Here is a 17633-nt window from a genome sequence, read left to right as displayed (position 1 = left end):
CCGCGCCCGCGAGCCGAGCAGGTCATTTCAGCGGTGACCACCCGGCGGCGCGAGGCGGCGCGATGAACGTGAGGCGGCCGCTGATACATCCGTTCGGAGATCCGACTCTTGCCTGTCCAGCCGCTCAGGCGCCGGTGAGAGTGGGCCTGACCACTTGGCCTTCAACGGACGGAGCAGTCGTGACGATCAGCCGCGACCGAGCCACCGCCGACGGCGGTGCCGAGGTTTTCATCATCCCGCCGCCACCCGGCGACCCGGGCCCGCCCGACGACCCGCCCCGGGTTTCCATCTCCGTGGTGAGCAGCCGGGTCGTGGCCGGCATCGCGGCCACCGTGCGGGTCAACGCGTTTCGGGGCGCGACCTACGCCTGGGATCCGATCAACGGCGGGTGGAAGGGCACCCCGATCGTCACGTACAACCAGACGCGGGTCTTCATGGACGGCGTCGAGCGGATCCGGGAGGGCCGCAGCGGCGGCGACTTCTCGCTGACGTTCCCGTCCCACGGCGCGCACACGATCCGGGCGGACGCGGTCACCACCGGCGGTCAGGTGATCCAGGGTGGAACGGTCAACGTGCAGGTCGCGGCGGCCGACCCGCCCGGGTTCACGATCACGGGCCCGGCGGCGGGGGCCACGGTCGACCTCAACGACGGCGGCGGCCAGGTCACCCTCCAGGTGAGCGTCGCGTCCGGCGCCTACTTCCCGGTCACCGTCGCCATCGACCGGGACGGGCAGCGGTTCTCCACCGAGCAGATCAGCACCACCTCGTACTCCAAAGTGGTCACGCTCGGCCCGATGCCGCTCGGCGCCCGGACCGTCGCCGTGACCGTCTCCGACCGCGACAACCTCGCCTCGACCAAGACCCGCACGGTGACCGGCCGCGACGTCGGCAAGCCGCAGTTGCAGGTGGCTTTCCCGCAACCGTCGGCCAACGTCATCGGCGACGCGAACGGGAACGTCGTGGTCCAGATGACCGGCACCGCCGGCGACAACCAGAGCGGCATGACCGGCGGCAGCGCCGGGGTGGCCTGGGCGCTGAGCCCGGGTGGTACCCGGACGCCGGCGCAGGCCCTGACCGGCAACGACTTCCGCACCTGGCGGGCCGACGTGCCGCTGTCCGGGTTCGGCGCGCACACGATCTACGTGTGGGCGACCGACGCCGCCGGCAACACCGTCGGCAACCCGGTCGCGGTGCCGGTCGTCGTGATCAGCTCGTACGTACCGGCCACCCTCGAGGAGCGGCTGAGCGAGCGGGAGTACCTCGAAGCGCTGCTCTCCTTCGCGCAGGAGCAGATCCGGGTGCCCGGCACGCCCGAGGCGCCGCTCACCACCGCGACGCTCGTCGGCGTGCTGCGCCAGCCGCTCGACCGGCTCAGCCAGCCGCTGTCCGCCGCCGCCGACCGGGGCACCCAGGAGGTCAACCAGCTGCGCGTGCCGATCGAGCTGCTCCGCGCGCACATCGCCGCGACCGGCACGTCCACCGCACCCGGCGCGGCCGGGGAGCTCGACTACCGGACCGCCGCGTACACCTCGCTGCTGGCCGCCGTCGGCACCTCCCACGCCGAGCTGCGGCTGGCCCGGGGCGCCGCGCCCGCCGTACGCGAGGCGCTGGCCGCCCGGCTCGGCATCCGGCTCTCCGCGACCCGCCCGGACGAGCTGGACCAGCTGGTACTCGATGGCGCGGCACTGACCGAGACGGCGCTGGAGACCCTCTTCGGCCTGGCGTCCACCGCCAACCCGGACCCGCTGCGGGCACCGACCACGCCGCTGCTGCTGGCCTGGCAGCGGGCCGCGCTGTCGCTGTCCTGGGCCGACGAGGACCGCGCGCCGGGCGGCGACCGGGCGTTCGGCGCGCTGGCCGACCCGGACGTGGTCGGCGCGGACGACGTGGTCGCGGGCCCGGCCGGCGACCCGATCCGGACCCTGCTGACCCAGCGGGCCACCACGCTCACGGCCCACGAGCAGGCACTCGACGCCATCCGCACCGGCAACCCGAACGCCGCGCAGGCGCTCGCCGCGATGGTGACCCAGACGATCCCCGGCGCGGACCTCGCCGCCTGGGAGACCGACGAGGGCAAGGGCGTCGACATCTCCGGCCGGCTCGCCGCGGCCGGGCTGACCCTGGTCGGGTTCCGGGTCCTGCGCGGCCTGGCCCGGCTCGCCGCCGCCGGCACTCTCACCGCCGCCGAGTGGAACGACGGGATCGCCGTGCTGACCGGCGCGCGCCGGCGGCAGCAGTTCACCGCCTGGCGGGCGCAGGAGACCGGGATCGTGCTCTCCCCGGACTACTTCGTCATGACCGGTGCCGGGCCGCGGGTCAGCCCGTACCGCGAGCACGGGGACGCGCGCGAGGACTGGCAGTCCGTGCTCCGCACCCGGATCGCCCAGCGCGACGACCTGGCCGTGGCCAACGCCCGCGCGGTCGCCGCCGCCGAGCAGGCCGCCCTGCCGATCCTGCGGGACGCGCTGCTGGCCGACCTCGCGCCGGCGACCACCGGCGACGTGGGTGAGGAGATGACCGCGCGATACCTGGTCGACATGCTCGCCAGCGGCGCGCTGCGCACGACCCGGATCCGGCAGGCCATCGAGAGCGTGCAGTCGCTGCTGTCGGCGAAGCGTTCCGGCGAGCTGCTGGCCGGCCACCCCGCGTTCGGCTGGACGCTCACCAACCCGGCCACGTTCACCGCCGCCTGGGTCTGGATGGGCGAGATCGGCAGCTGGCAGGCGGCCACGATGGCGTTCCTGTTCGCCGAGCGCCACCTCGACCCGGCCGTGCTCGTACCGGGCGGCCGCCAGCAGCTGCGCACCTTCTTCGAGAGCATCCGCGGCTCCGGCCCGTTCACCGCCGACGACGCGGCGGCCGCGGCGGCCGCCTACGTCTCCTCGGTCTCGATGAGCTTCACGTACCTCAACCCGACCCGGTCGACCACCAAGCAGACCCAGATGCGGGACCTGTCCCGGACCAAGGCCGAGCCGGAGCGGCGGGAGATCTTCTGGGTCGTGCCGCTGCTGCTCGCGCAGCGCCTCCAGTCCGCCGGCGACCACCGGGCCGCCCTGGACTGGTACTGGATCGTGTACCCGTACGACGTCGGCGCCCCGGTCTCCATCTACGACCGGATCAACACCGAGACGCCGTTCCGGCCCAACCTGACCTTCCCTCCACAGTGGACGTCCATGCTGGACCCGTTCGCGCTCGTGGAGAACCGGCCGACCCCGTACACCCGGTACACGCTGCTGTCGCTCATCCGGTGCCACATCGAGTTCGCGGACGTCGAGTTCACCCGGGAGACGGACGAGTCGATCGCGCACGCGCGGAGCCTCTACCTGGCGGCCCGGCGGCTGCTCGGCGCCGCCGCGCTGCGCCCGCAGCAGCCGACCAACCAGGGCGAGCCGACCCTGCCCATCCCGGAGCTCGCCGCGCTGCGGACCCGGGTCGACGTGCAGTTGGCCAAGCTCCGGCAGGGCCGCAACATCGCCGGCCTGTCCCGCACCCAGGGCTTCGTGGGTGCGATGACGGTGAGCCAGCCGACCCCGTACCGGTTCAAGGTCCTGATGGAACGGGCCCGGCAGCTGACCGCCCTGGCCGGGCAGATGGAAGCCGGCTACCTCGCCGCGCTGGAGAAGTACGACGAGCGCAACCTGCGGCTCTTCGACGCGCTCAAGGGCATCGACCTGACCAGCGCCCAGATCAACCTGGCCGCGAGCCGGGTGCAGGAGGCCCGCGACTCGGTCAAGGCCGCCGAGGCGCAGCGCACCAAGGCCGGCGTGATGACCCGGACGTACGAGCGGCAGATCAACATGCCGCCGAACAAGTACGAGCGGGACCTGCTCGACCAGTTCCAGGAGATGAAGTCCATCCGTAACCAGATCAACGTGGTGGACACCGCGGTCGGTGTCATGCAGGCCGCGTCGGCGGCGTCCAGCTTCATGGACGCGCTCTTCAGCGGCGGCGCCAAGCAGGTGCTGGCGATGGCGATCAGCGGCGCGGTGGCCGCCAAAGGCGTCATCGTGGCCAACCAGAACAACCTCCAGGCGCAGATGGACGCCAACCAGCTCAAGGCGGGTATCGAGCAGCGCCGGGACGAGTGGCGGCTGGCCAAGATCTCGTCCGAGCAGGACTCGCTCGTCGCCGCGGCGCAGGTCGTCGTCGCCAACGACCACGTCGCGATCACCCTCCAGGAGGAGGCCATCGCCACCCTCCAGCACGACCAGGCGGTGGCGACGCTGAAGTTCCTCAACGACCAGTTCACCAACGCCGACCTGTACCTGTGGATGAGCAACACCCTCGGCGGCGTCTACCGGTACTTCCTCCAGCAGGCCACCGCGACCGCCCGGCTGGCGCAGGCGCAGCTGGCGTTCGAGCGGGCCGAAGCGACGCAGACCCTGATCCGCAACGACTACTGGCAGACGCCCGCCGACCTGACCGCCGGCGGACCGCAGGTCAACCGGCGCGGCCTGACCGGCGCGGAGCAGCTCAGCCAGGACCTCACCCGCTTGGACGAGTACGCGTTCAGCTCCGAGCGCCGGCGGCTCAACCTCACCCAGACGTTCTCCCTGGCCCAGCTCATGCCGGTGGAGTTCCTGGAGTTCCGCCGCACCGGCGCGCTGGCCTTCGCCACGCCGATGGCGCTGTTCGACGCCGACTTCCCTGGGCACTACCTGCGGATGATCCGCCAGGTGCGGACCAGCATCGTGGCGCTCGTCCCGCCGGACCGGGGCATCCGGGCGACGCTCTCCTCCAACGGCATCTCCCGGGTCATCACCCGCCAGTCGGACACGTTCAAGGACATCGTGGTACGCCACGAGCCCGGCACGGTCGCGCTGACCTCGGCCATGGGCGCGAGCGGCGTCTTCGAGCTGGACGCCCAGTCGGAGATGCTGCTGCCGTTCGAGTCCAGCGGCGTGGACACCACCTGGGAGCTCCAGCTGCCGCGCGCCGCCAACCCGTTCGACTACTCCACGATCGCCGACGTGCTGATCACGATCGACTACACCGCCCTGCATGACGAGGGCTACCGCGGCCAGGTCGTGACCCGGCTCAACGCCAACCGGGAGCGGGGCTCGGACCGGGTGTTCAGCCTGGCCAACGACTTCCCGGACCAGTGGTACGACCTCAACAACCCGCCCGACCCGGCCAGCCGGTCGGTCACGCTCGACCTGCGCGCGGTCGACTTCCCGCTCGACATCGAGGACCTGGTCACCGCCGCGGTCGCGGTGCGGCTCGCCAGCGGTGAACCGGTGCCGGCCACCGTGGTGTCCCTGCGCCGCGGCACCGCGGGCGGCGACGCGACCACCACCGACGGGATCGCCAGCACCCGGCGCGGCAACGCGGCCGGCTGGACCTCGCTGTACGGCACCAGCCCGGCCGGGGAGTGGCGGCTGGCCTTCGGCGCGGACGCCGCCGGCCTCTTCACCGGTGGCCGGCTCGATGACATCACGCTCGTGGTGAGCTGGACGGGGAGGGGACCGGCGTGGCCGGCACAGACCTGACGCAGTCCGCCGGCGGCTCGGTGATCGCGCTGCCCAGCGGCGGCGGCGCGATCCAGGGCCTGGGCGAGAAGTTCAGCCCGGACCTGTTCACCGGCACCGGCAACTACACCGTGCCGATCCCGCTGCCCGCCGGGCGGCTCGGCCTGGAGCCGAAGCTGACACTCGGCTACAGCACCGGCAACGGCAACGGACCGTTCGGCCTCGGCTGGCGGCTGGACACCCCGGGCGTGACCCGCAAGACCACGCGCGGGACGCCCCGGTACACCGGCGACGACGTGTTCGTCCTCTCCGGCGCCGAGGACCTGGTGCCGGTCGCCGAGGTCGAGCCGGGGCGGACCCGCTACCGGCCCCGGACCGAAGGGCTGTTCGCCCGGGTCGACCACGTCCGGGACGGCACCGGCGACTTCTGGGAGGTACACGCCAAGGACGGCACGCGTAACCGGTACGGCGCGACCGTCGCCGACCCGGACGACCCGGGCCGAGTCTTCGCCTGGCGGATCACCGAGACCCGCGACCCGCTGGGCAACCTCGTCCGGTACGAGTACCTCACCGACGAAGGCGAGGGCGGCGGCCACCGGTGGCGCCAGCCGATGCTCGCCCGGATCTCCTACGCCGACTACGGCGACCGGGCCGACCCGGAGTTCCTGGTGGTGGTCGACTTCGACTACGAGACGCGGCCGGACGCGTTCTCCGACCACCGGGCCGGCTTCGAGATCCGTACCTCTTTGCGCTGCGCGGCCATCCGGGTGCGCACCCGGGCCGCCGACGGGGTGGACCGCCCGTCCCGGATGTACCGGTTCGGGTACCAGCCGGCCGCGTTCAACGGCGTCTCGCTGCTGACCCGGATCGAGGCGATCGGCGTGGACGGGGCGACCGCCGAGCCCACGCCGCCGCTGACGTTCGGGTACTCCGGCTTCGACCCGCGGGGCCGGCGGTTCGAGCCGGTGCGCGGCCGCGCGCTGCCGACCGTCGCGCTGAGCGACCCCACGCTGGCGCTGGTCGACCTGCGCGGCGCCGGCCTGCCAGACCTCGTGGAGCTCGGCGCCACCGCACGGTACTGGCGCAACGTCGGCGCCGGCCGGTTCGACGTGCCCCGAAACCTGAACGAGGCGCCCCCGTTCACGCTCGCCGACCGCGGCGTCCGGTTCATGGACGCGGACGGCGACGGCCGCCCGGACCTGTTCGTCCGGTCCGGGCCGACGGCCGGCTACTTCCCGATGTCGTTCGCCGGCGGCTGGAGCCGTCGTTCGTTCCAGCCCTACCGGCGGATGCCGAGCGTGGACCTCGCCGACGCCCGGGTCAAGCTCGTCGACCTCGACGGCGACGGGCTGACCGACGTGCTCCGCTCCGGCACCGGCGGGCGCCTGGAGTGCTGGTTCAACGACGCCGACCCGCGCCGGGCGTGGCAGCGCACCGCGGTCAGCAACGGTAGCGGCCCGCCGGCCGACCTCGGCGACCCGCGGGTCCGGCTGGCCGACATGACCGGCGACCGGCTGCCGGACATCGTGCTGCTGCGCGCCGGCGACATCACGTACTGGCCGAACCTCGGGCACGGCCGGTGGGGCCGGCCGGTGCGGATGCGCCACTCGCCGCGGCTGCCCGACCGGTTCGACCCGCGCCGGGTGCTGCTCGGCGATATCGACGGGGACGGCGCCGCCGACCTCGTGTACGTGGACAACGGGCGGATCCAGATCTGGGGCAACCGGAGCGGCGACGCCTGGGCCGAGCAGCCGCTCACCATCGCCGGCACGCCGGCCCTGACCGACACGGACACCGTCCAGCTCACCGACCTGTACGGCACCGGGATGGCCGGCCTCCTCTTCGGACGGTCGCACGCCGGCGGCGACCCGGCGCGGCTGCGCTTCCTCGACCTCACCGGAGGCGCCAAGCCGTACCTGCTCGAACTCGTCGACAACAACGTCGGCGCCACCACCCGGGTCCACTATCGACCGTCCACCGAGGACTTCCTGCGCGACGACGCGTCCCCGGCCACCCGGTGGCGCACCACGCTGCCGTTTCCGGTGCAGGTGGTCGCCGGCGTCGTCGTACACGACGCGATCTCCGGCGGCCGGCAGAGCACCGAGTACCGGTACCACCACGGCTACTGGGACGGCGTGGAGCGCGAGTTCCACGGGTTCGCGATGGTCGAGCAGCTCGACACCGAGTCGTTCGACGCCGCGGCGGGCGTACCCGCCGAGCACTACTCACCGCCGACGCTGACGAAGAGCTGGTTCCACCCCGGCCCGGTCGCGGCCGCCGAGGCCGGCGACTGGACCGAGCTGGACCTGCGGCACGAGTACTGGGCCGGCGACCCGGGACTGCTGGCCCGGCCACCGGAGCAGGACGCGTTTCTGCGCCACCTGCCGCGCGCCGACCGCCGGGACGCCATCCGCGCGCTGCGCGGCCAGGTCCTGCGCACCGAGCTGTACGGTCTGGACGGAACGGAGCGCCAGCAGCTGCCCTACACGGTGACGGAGACCGTGTCCGGCGTGCGCCAGGAGGCGCCGCGGATCTGGTTCCCGTTCACGCTCGCCCAGCGCACCACCCAGTGGGAGCGCGGCGACGAGCCGATGACCCAGTTCTCCTTCCCGGGCGGCTACGACGCGTACGGCTTCGCCACCGAGCAGCTCGCGATCGCCGTGCCGCGCACGCCCGGCACGCCCTATCTGGCCACCTACACCACGACCGGGTACGCCCGGCGGGACGACGCCGAGCGGTACATCGTCGACCGGGTGGCCGACGTGCGCACCTACGAGGTGGTCAACGACGGCGCCATGTCCGTCGCCGGTCTGCGGCAGGCGGTCGCCGACCGCGTCGGCGTGACGCTCCGGGTCATCGGGCACACCCGCACCTGCTACGACGGGGACGCGTTCACCGGCCTGCCGGCGGGGGTGCTCGGCGCGCACGGCCTCGCCGTCCGCGAGGAGTCGCTCGCCTTCACCGACGCGCACTTCGCCAACCCCGCCGACCGCCCCGCCTACCTCGACCCGACCGGCGGCGCGGCCTGGCCGGGCGAGTACCCGGCCGACTTCCGCGCCGGGCTCCCACCGCTGGCCGGCTACGTCCACCGGGACGGCGGCTACTACGTCGTCACCGCCCGGCGCCGGTACGACGTGCACGACCCGGGCCGGGTGCCGCGCGGGCTGCCGCTCGCCTCGCTCGACCCGCTGGGCGCGCGCGGCACCATCGAGTACGACGCGCACGACCTGCTGCCCGTGCGGGCGACCGACCCGGCCGGCCTGACCACCACCGCCGAGTACGACTACCGCCTCCTCCAGCCGCGCACGGTCACCGACGCCAACGGCAACCCGTCCTCCGCCGGGTACTCGCCGTCAGGGCTCGTCACCGCGCGGTGGCGGCGGGGCAAGGCGGGCGAGGGCGACCAGACCGCCGCGAGCACCCGGATCGACCACGACCTGCTCGCCTTCGTCGAGCGCGGCCAGCCGACGTCCGTGCGCATCACCCGGCGGCAGCACCACGACACCGACGCCGCCGCGTCCGACGCCACGCTCGTCACCGTGGAGTACGCCGACGGGTTCGGGCGGGTCACCCAGACCCGGTCCCAGGCCGAGGACGTGCTCTTCGGCGACCCGGCCTTCGGCGGCGGCGTGCTCGCGCCCGACCAGTCCGCCAAGACCACCGATGCCGTCGGCCGCCGGCGCGGCCCGTCCGACCCGGACAACGTGCTCGTCAGCGGCTGGCAGCGGCACGACAACAAGGGCCGGGTGGTCGTGAAGTACGAGCCGTACTTCGACACCGGCTACGACTACGCCGAGCCGGCGGACGCCCAGCGCGGCCTGCACACCACCACCTTCTTCGACCCGCGCGGCCAGGTGGTGCGCACCGTCGACCCGGACGGCAGCGAGCAGCGGATGGTCTACGGCGTACCGACCGACCTCACCGACCCGGACAGCTTCCGGCCGACGCCGTGGGAGACCTACACCTACGGGGCGAACGACAACGCCGGACGTACCCACGGCAAGGCGGCTCAGGCGTACCGCGACCACTGGGACACCCCGGCCAGCGTGGAACGCGACGCGCTCGGCCGGACCGTGACCACCGTCGTCCGCAACGACCGGGAAGAGGCGATGTTCGTCACCCGGCAGCGGTACGACATCCAGGGCAACCTCGTCGGCGTCGTCGACGCCCTCGGCCGCGACGCGTACCGCTACCGGTACGACCTGGCAAAGCGGCGGTGGCGGGTGGAGACCATCGACGCCGGCCGGCGGGACACCGTCCACGACGCGGCCGGAAACCCGGTGGAGGTTCGGGACGCCAAGGGCGCGCTCACGCTCGGCGGGTTCGACACCCTCGGCCGCCCGACCCGGGTCTGGGCGCGGGACGGCGCCGCGGCGCCGGTGACCCTGCGGCAGCGGGTCGAGTACGGCGACGCCGGCACGCCGGAGCAGCCCGGCCCGGAGCGGGACGCGGCCCGCGCCGCCAACCTGCTCGGCCGGCCGGTCCGCCACTTCGACGAGGCCGGCCTCGTCACCACCGCGGCGGTCGACTTCAAGGGCAACGTCACCTCCTCGACCCGCCGGGTCATCGCCGACGGGCCGCTGCTCGACGCGTTCGCCGACGGCGTGGCGTTCCAGGTCGACTGGACGCCCGCACCCGGGCAGAGCCAGGCGGCCCGGGACGCCGAGCTGCTGGAGGACCTCGGCTACACCACGACCACCGGCTTCGACGCGCTCGACCGGGTCACCCGCCACCTCCTGCCGTCCGATGTGGAGGGACGCCGCCGGGAGCTGGTGCCGACGTACAACCGGGCCGGCGCGCTGGAGAGCGTACGCCTGGACGGCACCGTCCACGTGCGACGGATCGCGTACGACGCCAAGGGCCAGCGGACCCTGGTCGCCTACGGCAACGGGGTCATGACCCGGCACGCGTACGACCCGCTCACCGTGCGGGCGGTCCGGCAGCGCAGCGAGCGGTACACACTCGTCGACGAGCTCACCTTCCGGCCGGCGGGGGAGGTGCTCCAGGACTACGGGTACGACCACGACCTGTTCGGCAACATCCTGGCCATCCGGGACCGCACGCCGGGCAGCGGCATCCCGGGCAACCCGGCGGCGCTGAACATCACCGACAAGACGCTGCGCGCGATGGTCGGGGCCGGCGACGCGCTCGACCGCCGGTTCACTTACGACCCGGCCAACCGGCTGGTCTCCGCCACCGGCCGCGAGTACGAGGCGCCGGCCGGCCCGGACCCGTGGACCGGCGAACCGCGCGGCACCGACCCCACCCGTACCCAGGCGTACACCGAGGCCTACCAGTACGACGCGGTGGGCAACCTCCAGGTGCTGCGGCACACCGGCACGGGCGGCTTCACCCGCCAGTACGACGTCGTCGCCGGCACCAACCGGCTGCGGCGGATGACCGTCGCCGGCACCGGGTACGACTACACCACCGACGCCAACGGCAACGTCACCGGCGAGACCGGCAGCCGGCACTTCGAGTGGAACCACGCCGACCAGCTGCGGGCCTTCGCGGTGCGCGCCGGCGGCGCCGAGCCGTCGGTGCACGCCCAGTACCTGTACGACGCGACCGGCCGGCGGGTGAAGAAGCTGGTCCGCCGGCAGGGCGGCGCGGTCGGCGTCACCCACTACGTCGACGACCTCTTCGAGCACCACCGCTGGACCGGGCCCACCGCCGGTGCGAACAACCTGCTGCACGTCATGGACGACACCCGGCGCATCGCGCTCGTCCGGGTGGGGCCGGCCGGCCCGGACGACGGCGGCCCGGCCGTCGAGATCCACCTGCCCGACCACCGCGGCAGCAGCGCCGTGGTCGTGGACGGCACCGGCGCCTTCGTCAGCCGCGAGGAGCACACGCCGTACGGCGAGACGAGCTTCGGCGGCTACGCCCGCAAGCGGTACCGGTTCGCCGGGCGGCAGCGCGAGGCGGAGAGCGGGCTGGACCACTTCCCGCGCCGGTACCTGGCGCCCTGGCTGGGCCGCTGGATGAGCTGCGACCCGGTGGCCGGCATGGACGGCGCGCAGTCGTACGCGTACTGCGGCGGCGACCCGCTCAACCGGATCGACCGGGACGGGCGCGAGTGGTGCTGGAACGTCTTCGCCGACGACTGCGAGCTGGACACCGAGCTGATCGTCAAGACCGGCGCGGTGGCGCTGAGCGCGGCCGAGGTCGCCATCGGCTGCCCGCTGGCCGAGACCGGGATCGGCGCGGTCGTCTGCATCAACGGGCTCGACGACCTCAGCTCCGCCATATTCGACCGGCCGACCCTGAAACAGCAGGCCATCTCGGGCGGGCTACAGGCGGCCGGCGTCGACCCGGAGACCGCCGACACGGTCGGCCGGTACGGCTCGATGACCCTGTCCGCCGCGACCGGGGCAGCCGGCTCGGCACAGGCCCTCAAGACGGTACGGCCGACCGGCGGCGGGCACGTGCCGCCACCGCCACCGCCGTCCGCGCCGGTGCGCACCACGCCCCGGCCGACCGTGCCACCGCCGCCGGTCGCGCCCGCGGTCCGCCGTGCGGTCCCCGCCCCGCAGGCACTGGAGCTGGACAACTCGGTGCTGTCGGCACTCGGCAAGAGCGCCGACGCCAACCACCAGGCGGCGAAGACGTTTGTGGCCCTTGCAAACGGGCGACCGTTGACAATCAGCCGCGCGACCTACAAGGAAGCGCTCGGCGCCGCGTCCAAGCACCAGGTGAAGGAGGTGCTCAGGAAGTACAACATCGCCTTCGACGCCACGCTGAGCCTCGAACGGATTGGCGCGTTCGCGCAGCGCCTCCGAGCGGGCGTCACACGAGCCGGCCGCTCGCTCAGCGATACCGACGCGATGCAGATGGCCGCCGCCCACCTCCAGAACCGTATCTGGATCACCGCCGACCGGGACGCCTTCAGGCGCGCCGTCGACCTCGGCATCCAGGCCCGGTACGTCGGATCACCGGACCAGATGGCCACGGCCTCGAGGTACGTGCGGCAGCCCATCACGTACTGAGCAGGGCCGCCGTGACCGCGGTTTCCTCGAACGTGCGGGCGAGGGCGACCATCGCGTCGCGGGACAGGTGCCGCGTGTCGGCTTCGAGGGAGAGGCGGAACGACCCGGGTTTCTCCTCGACGGCGGCGAAGAGCCGTTCGCTGCCCCGGTAGGTCAGCGGCTCGTGGTCGATCACCGTGGCGGGCAGGGCCGCGCGTACCTCGTCGGGTGTCGGCGGGGTCTCGACGGGCTTGTCCTCCGCGGTGAGCCGGCGGTCGTTGTAGTAGCAGTGGATGTCGAGCTCCTCGCCCCGCTCGCGCCCGACGCGGTCGACGAGCGCCGCCATCTGGGTGGGGTCGTAGTAGCCGTTCTTGAAGGCGACGATGATCCGGCGGCCCACCCGTCGCAGCGCCTCGTCGAAGGTGGTGCCGGCGACGTCGACCATGCAGAGGGGGTACTGGGTGGTGACGCTGACCGAGTCGGCCAGCCCGCGCCGGAAGCGGTTGTTGACCGCGACCCGGGCCACGGACGGGTTGACGCCGGTCACCCGGGCCAGCGCGACGAGAAACAGGGTGAGGTTCACCTGTGCGCTGCTCGCGCCGGTGCGGTTGCGGATGGACTGGATGGCCAGGTGGATGGCGGGGGAGTCGAGGAGGAGCAGCACGTGCCGGGGTTCACCGCGGTCGACGGGCGGGGGAAAGCGCCGGGCCGGCATGTGGCGCAGGATCTCGGCCCAGTGCCGTAGGACCGCCTCGTTGTGCCGCTGGCCGGCGGTCGACCGCTGCCAGCGCGCCTGATCCAGTGGCTGCAACGCGGTGATCGGCTCCGGCGGGGCACCGCCGGCGGCCTCCCGCCGCTGAAGATCGGCCACCATCGCCAGCGCGCCGGACGCGTCACAGACGACGTGACAGATATTCGCGACGCGGTGTACCGGCACTCCGTCCTTGAGGATCACGGCGACGAACACCGGCCAGTCGCGGGCGAAGTCGAAGTCGAAGTTCACGTACAGGTCGACCATCCGCTGGGCGACGACGATCGGGTCTTCCGCTCCCGCCTCGACGACGTCGATGGCGATCTCTCCGGAGCCGTGCACCACCTGGCGGGGGGCTCCGTCCGCGGGAAACCGCAGCCTGGTGCGCAGGGCCTGGTGCCGGCTCATCAGGAAGCGCAGCCAGTCGGCGACGTCCTCCACGGTGGTGCCGGCCGGTAGGGGCTGCCGGTCGGGCAGCGGCATCCACGTGCCCTGCCGCTCCATGGCGGCCAGGATCTCGAGCTGCCCCCAGCTCAGGTCGGCCTCACCAGCCCCCTCGCCGTCGAAGCGCACCATCATCCGCCGCATGACACAAGCCTCGTGGCGCCCGTTCGAACATCGCCAGAGAATCGATGGACCCCCCTGTGACGCCACGCAGCGCCACCAGCCTGGCGGGCCCGGGGTTTCGGCCCGTAGACATATTTCCCATGTCCGCGCCAGCGGTAGACCGTTTGCTCCCGCGGGCACCGCTCCCGACCGGCGGCTTCGAGATCTAGGAGACTTAGGGTTGAAATAGCGCCCAAACTCTCCTAGATCTCGAACCTCGTGCCGCTTACACCCTCGTGGCGGTTACACGCGGCGACGACAACCCCGTTGCTTTCCCGGATCGCCGATCCGAGAAGGGGACATTGTGGACAAACGTCGACCACCGCCTGGCGCGAGCCCGTCACCCCGCCCCCCTTTTCCTCCCGGCCGGTTGCGCGCAGGGTGAGCGCGACCAACGGCGGACGGGTGAGGCCGCGGGAGCAGCGGTCTGGACCACGACGGACGTCGCGGTAGCTCAGAATCTCTGTCCAAATAAGGGATTCGGTGGTCGAAGCCACCTCGACTCCGGAAGGGCTCTAGATTGGGTGGGTGGCGGACGAGGTCGTGGAGCTGACGAGTGAGCTGATCCGGCTCGACACCACCAACGACGCCGACACGGTCGCGGCCGGTCGGGAGCGGGTGGCGGCGGAGTACGTGGCGGCAAAGCTCGCCGAGGTCGGGTACACACCGACCTATGTGGAGTCCGGCGCGCCCGGCAAGGGCAACGTGGTGGTCCGGCTGGAGGGTGCCGACCCGGGGCGCGGCGCCCTGCTCGTGCACGGTCACCTCGACGTGGTGCCGGCCGACGCCGCCGAGTGGGCGGTGCATCCGTTCTCCGGTGAGGTACGCGACGGGTTCGTCTGGGGGCGTGGGGCGCTCGACATGAAGGGCGCGGTCGCGATGGCGCTGGCGTGCGCCCGGCGGTTCAAGCGGGATGGTGTGGTGCCGCCGCGCGACCTTATCTTCGCGTTCGTCGCGGACGAGGAGGCCGGTGGGTTCGCCGGGGCGCGCTGGCTCGTCGACAACCGGCCCGACCTGTTCGAGGGGGCCACCGAGTCGATCGGGGAGGTGGGCGGGTTCTCGTTCACCGTCGCCGACCGGGCCCGCGCCTACCTGGTGCAGACCGCGGAGAAGGGCGCCATGTGGCTGCGCATCAAGGTGACCGGCACCGCGGGCCACGGTTCGATGGTCCACGACGACAACCCGATCGCCACGCTCGCCGCGGCCGTCGCCCGGCTCCAGCGGCACCGGTTTCCGGTGGTGCTCACCGATCCGGTACGCGACTTCCTCGCCGGCGTCGCCGAGATCACGGGCGTGCCCTTCGATCCGGACGACCCGGATGCCGCGGTGGCCCGACTCGGCAACCTGTCCCGCATGATCGGCGCCGCCCTCCGCGACACCGCCAACGTGACCGTGTTCGAGGCCGGCTACAAGGCCAACGTCGTGCCCTCGGTCGCACGCGCCACTGTGGACGGTCGGATGCTGCCAGGGCGGGAGGCGGCGTTCGAGGCGGAGCTGGCATCGGTCCTCGGCCCGGCCGTCGAACGGGAGTGGGACAGCCTGCCACCGGTCGCCACGACCTTCGACGGCCACCTTGTCGACGCGATGGCGGCGGCCATCGCCACGGAGGACCCCGGCGCGCACGTGCTGCCCTACATGCTGTCCGCCGGCACCGACGCCAAGTCGTTCAGCCGCATGGGCATCCGGCACTTCGGGTTCATGCCGCTGCGGCTGCCCGCCGGCCTCGACTTCACCGCCCTGTTCCACGGCGTCGACGAACGGGTGCCGGTCGACGGCCTCGAGTTCGGTGTCCGGGTGCTGGACAGGTTTCTGCGGATCTGCTGACATCAAGACGCCGAGGGCGGGATCCGGACCGCGCGGAAGGTCGTCGTCTGGCGCAGCGCGAAACCGATGCGCTCGTAGAGCCGGATGGCGCCGGTGTTGCTGGCCGCGGCGTGCAGAAACGGCGTCTCGCCGCGGGCCCGGATGCCGGCGGCGATCGCGCGCACGAGGCGGGTGGCCAGCCCGTGCCCGCGGTACGCCGGGTCGGTGCAGACCGCGCTGATCTCGGTCCAGCCCGGCGGGCGCACCCGCTCGCCGGCCATGGCGACGAGCCGCCCGTCGCGGCGGATGCCGAGGTAGGTGCCGAGCTCGATCGTGCGCTTGCGGAACGGCCCGGGGTCGGTGCGGGCGACCAGGTCGAGCATCTCCGGCACGTCGGCCGGCCCGAGCGTCACCGCCTCGGCGTCGGGCTCGGCGCGCAGCGCGACATCGACCAGCTGGACGCCGGCCATGGTGAAGATCACCTCCCAGCCCGGCGGCGGATCGACCGTGACCCCGGGCAGCGCCACCTCGGCACCCGGCCCGGCGAGCTGGGCGAGCTCCGCCCAGGCGTGCGGGCCCGGCTCGGGGCGAAGGGTGGCGAACCCGGCGACGTCGGGGTGGTAGCGGGCGGCCTGCCCGCGCACCTCGCCGAGGTGCGCCTGCGGGCCGTTGAGCGCTGCCCACGCCGGATTGTCGAGCACGTGCGTCATGCCGCAACCCTACGTTCGGGGTTGGTGGGCGTCGTCAGAATTCCTGGCCGCCGACGTCGGCCAGGCCGCGCTCGACCATCCAGCGCACGGACCCGTGCAGCGCCTCCAGCGACGAGTACCGAGGGGCGCTCGGCCGCGTCCCGCATCATGGCGAGGAGTGGCTCGGCCGCCTCAGACGGTGAAGCCACCGTCCACATTGATCACCGCGCCGGTCATGTACCGCCCGCCGTCACCGGCCAGGAACGCGACCGCGGCCGCGATCTCCGCCGGCTCGGCGTAGCGGCCCAGGGCCGTGAAGCTCCGGATCGTGTCGGCGTTCGGGCCGTCGGCCGGGTTCGCGTCGGTGTCGGTCGGACCCGGGTTGACGAGGTTCGCGGTGATGCCCCGCGCGCCGAGGTCGCGGGCCAGTCCCTTGGTCAGGCCCACCAGGGCGGTCTTGCTCATCGAGTACAGCGCGAAGCCGGGAAACACCGCCCGCTCGGCCACGTTGCTGCCGATCGTGACGATCCGCCCGCCGTCGCCCATGTGCGCGGCCGCCGCCTGCGCCGCGACGAACGGCCCGCGCACGTTCACCGCGATCGTGTGGTCGAAGTCCGCCAGCCCGAGGTCCGGCAACGGGGCGACCTGGAACACGCCCGCGTTGTTCACCAGGACGTCGAGCCGGCCGAACTCCGCGGCTACCCGCTCCACCGCCGCGGCCAGCGTGCCGGCGTCGGCGTTGTCCGCCGGCACAGCCACGCCGCGACGCCCGGCGGCTTCGATCCGCTCGACCACGGCGGCCGCCCGGTCGGCGTTGGACTGATAGGTGAGCGCCACATCGGCGCCGTCTTCGGCCAGCCGCACCGCCACCGCGGCGCCGATGCCCCGGCTGCCGCCGGTCACCAGTGCGACCTTGCCGTCCAGAACTCTGCTCATGCCCACAAGGCTTGCGCGCCCCGCGCCGCCCGTCTGGCGACAATCGGACCTCGCGTTCGCCCTCAGACAGCGGGTGCGGCCGGGACGGTCGACGACGGTGTGCCGACCGGAACGACCGGGTCGACCTGCGGCGGCATCAGGATCCACAGGATCGGGTACACCAGGATCTGGCTGCCCGGGATGACGAACAGGATCAGCACGAACAGCAGGCGAGCGGTCCACGGCTCGAAGCCGAACCGCCGTCCCAGCCCGGCACAGACACCACCGAGGATCCGGCCCTCTCGCGGCCGGACGAGCCCTTGGCGGCTGAACGTGTCATGAACGGTGTCCACAAGACCTTCCTTCAATAGCGGTAGCTTGGACACCTACAGCGTCCAGCCGAACGCACCCGAGCGGCATCGGTGACCGACCC

7 protein-coding genes are annotated in these 17633 nt (G+C 72.9%); 3 read left to right on the top strand and 4 right to left on the bottom strand.

Going from position 1 to position 17633, the window contains the following annotated elements; genetic code table 11:
* Nucleotides 1-179 precede the first annotated feature (179 nt).
* Both ACTMTJ_RS15765 and ACTMTJ_RS15760 read left to right on the top strand, forming a co-directional pair.
* Nucleotides 180-5489 (top strand): hypothetical protein, encoded by a 5310-nt coding sequence (locus tag ACTMTJ_RS15765; protein ID WP_441217145.1) that lies wholly within the window; start codon nt 180-182, stop codon nt 5487-5489.
* Complete coding sequence (locus ACTMTJ_RS15760) at nt 5471-12457, top strand: SpvB/TcaC N-terminal domain-containing protein (protein ID WP_441217144.1); 6987 nt, start codon at nt 5471-5473, stop codon at nt 12455-12457. The genes ACTMTJ_RS15765 and ACTMTJ_RS15760 overlap by 19 nt, the downstream gene beginning before the upstream one ends.
* On the opposite strand, the gene ACTMTJ_RS15755 is transcribed toward ACTMTJ_RS15760, so the two are convergent.
* The gene (locus ACTMTJ_RS15755; protein ID WP_441217143.1) at nt 12447-13775 is read right to left on the bottom strand and encodes a condensation domain-containing protein; all 1329 of its coding nucleotides are present in this window, start codon (nt 13773-13775) and stop codon (nt 12447-12449) included. The two genes, ACTMTJ_RS15760 and ACTMTJ_RS15755, sit on opposite strands and share 11 nt — an antisense overlap.
* A gap of 537 nt (nt 13776-14312) precedes the next feature.
* On the opposite strand from ACTMTJ_RS15755, the gene ACTMTJ_RS15750 reads away from it, so the two are divergent.
* Entirely contained in the window at nt 14313-15617 is a 1305-nt protein-coding gene (locus ACTMTJ_RS15750; RefSeq protein ID WP_441217171.1) for a M20/M25/M40 family metallo-hydrolase, read from the top strand.
* A gap of 2 nt (nt 15618-15619) precedes the next feature.
* Here the strand turns inward: ACTMTJ_RS15750 and ACTMTJ_RS15745 are convergent, their stop codons facing one another.
* From ACTMTJ_RS15745 to ACTMTJ_RS15735, 3 genes are all read right to left on the bottom strand, one after another.
* Nucleotides 15620-16306, bottom strand: a complete 687-nt coding sequence (locus tag ACTMTJ_RS15745) for a GNAT family N-acetyltransferase (protein ID WP_441217142.1) — start codon at nt 16304-16306, stop codon at nt 15620-15622.
* Nucleotides 16307-16477: 171 nt separating this feature from the next.
* Nucleotides 16478-17221 carry an SDR family NAD(P)-dependent oxidoreductase gene (locus tag ACTMTJ_RS15740; protein WP_441217141.1) on the bottom strand — a complete coding sequence of 248 codons (744 nt, stop codon included), beginning with the start codon at nt 17219-17221 and terminating at the stop codon, nt 16478-16480.
* 62 nt (nt 17222-17283) lie between these two features.
* Nucleotides 17284-17553, bottom strand: a complete 270-nt coding sequence (locus tag ACTMTJ_RS15735; protein ID WP_441217140.1) for a PspC domain-containing protein — start codon at nt 17551-17553, stop codon at nt 17284-17286.
* Between the last annotated feature and the right edge of the window lie 80 nt (nt 17554-17633).

The sequence above is a fragment of the Phytohabitans sp. LJ34 genome (genome assembly GCF_052068095.1).
GTDB lineage: Bacteria > Actinomycetota > Actinomycetes > Mycobacteriales > Micromonosporaceae > Phytohabitans.
This window is presented reverse-complemented; position numbering and strand designations above follow the sequence as displayed.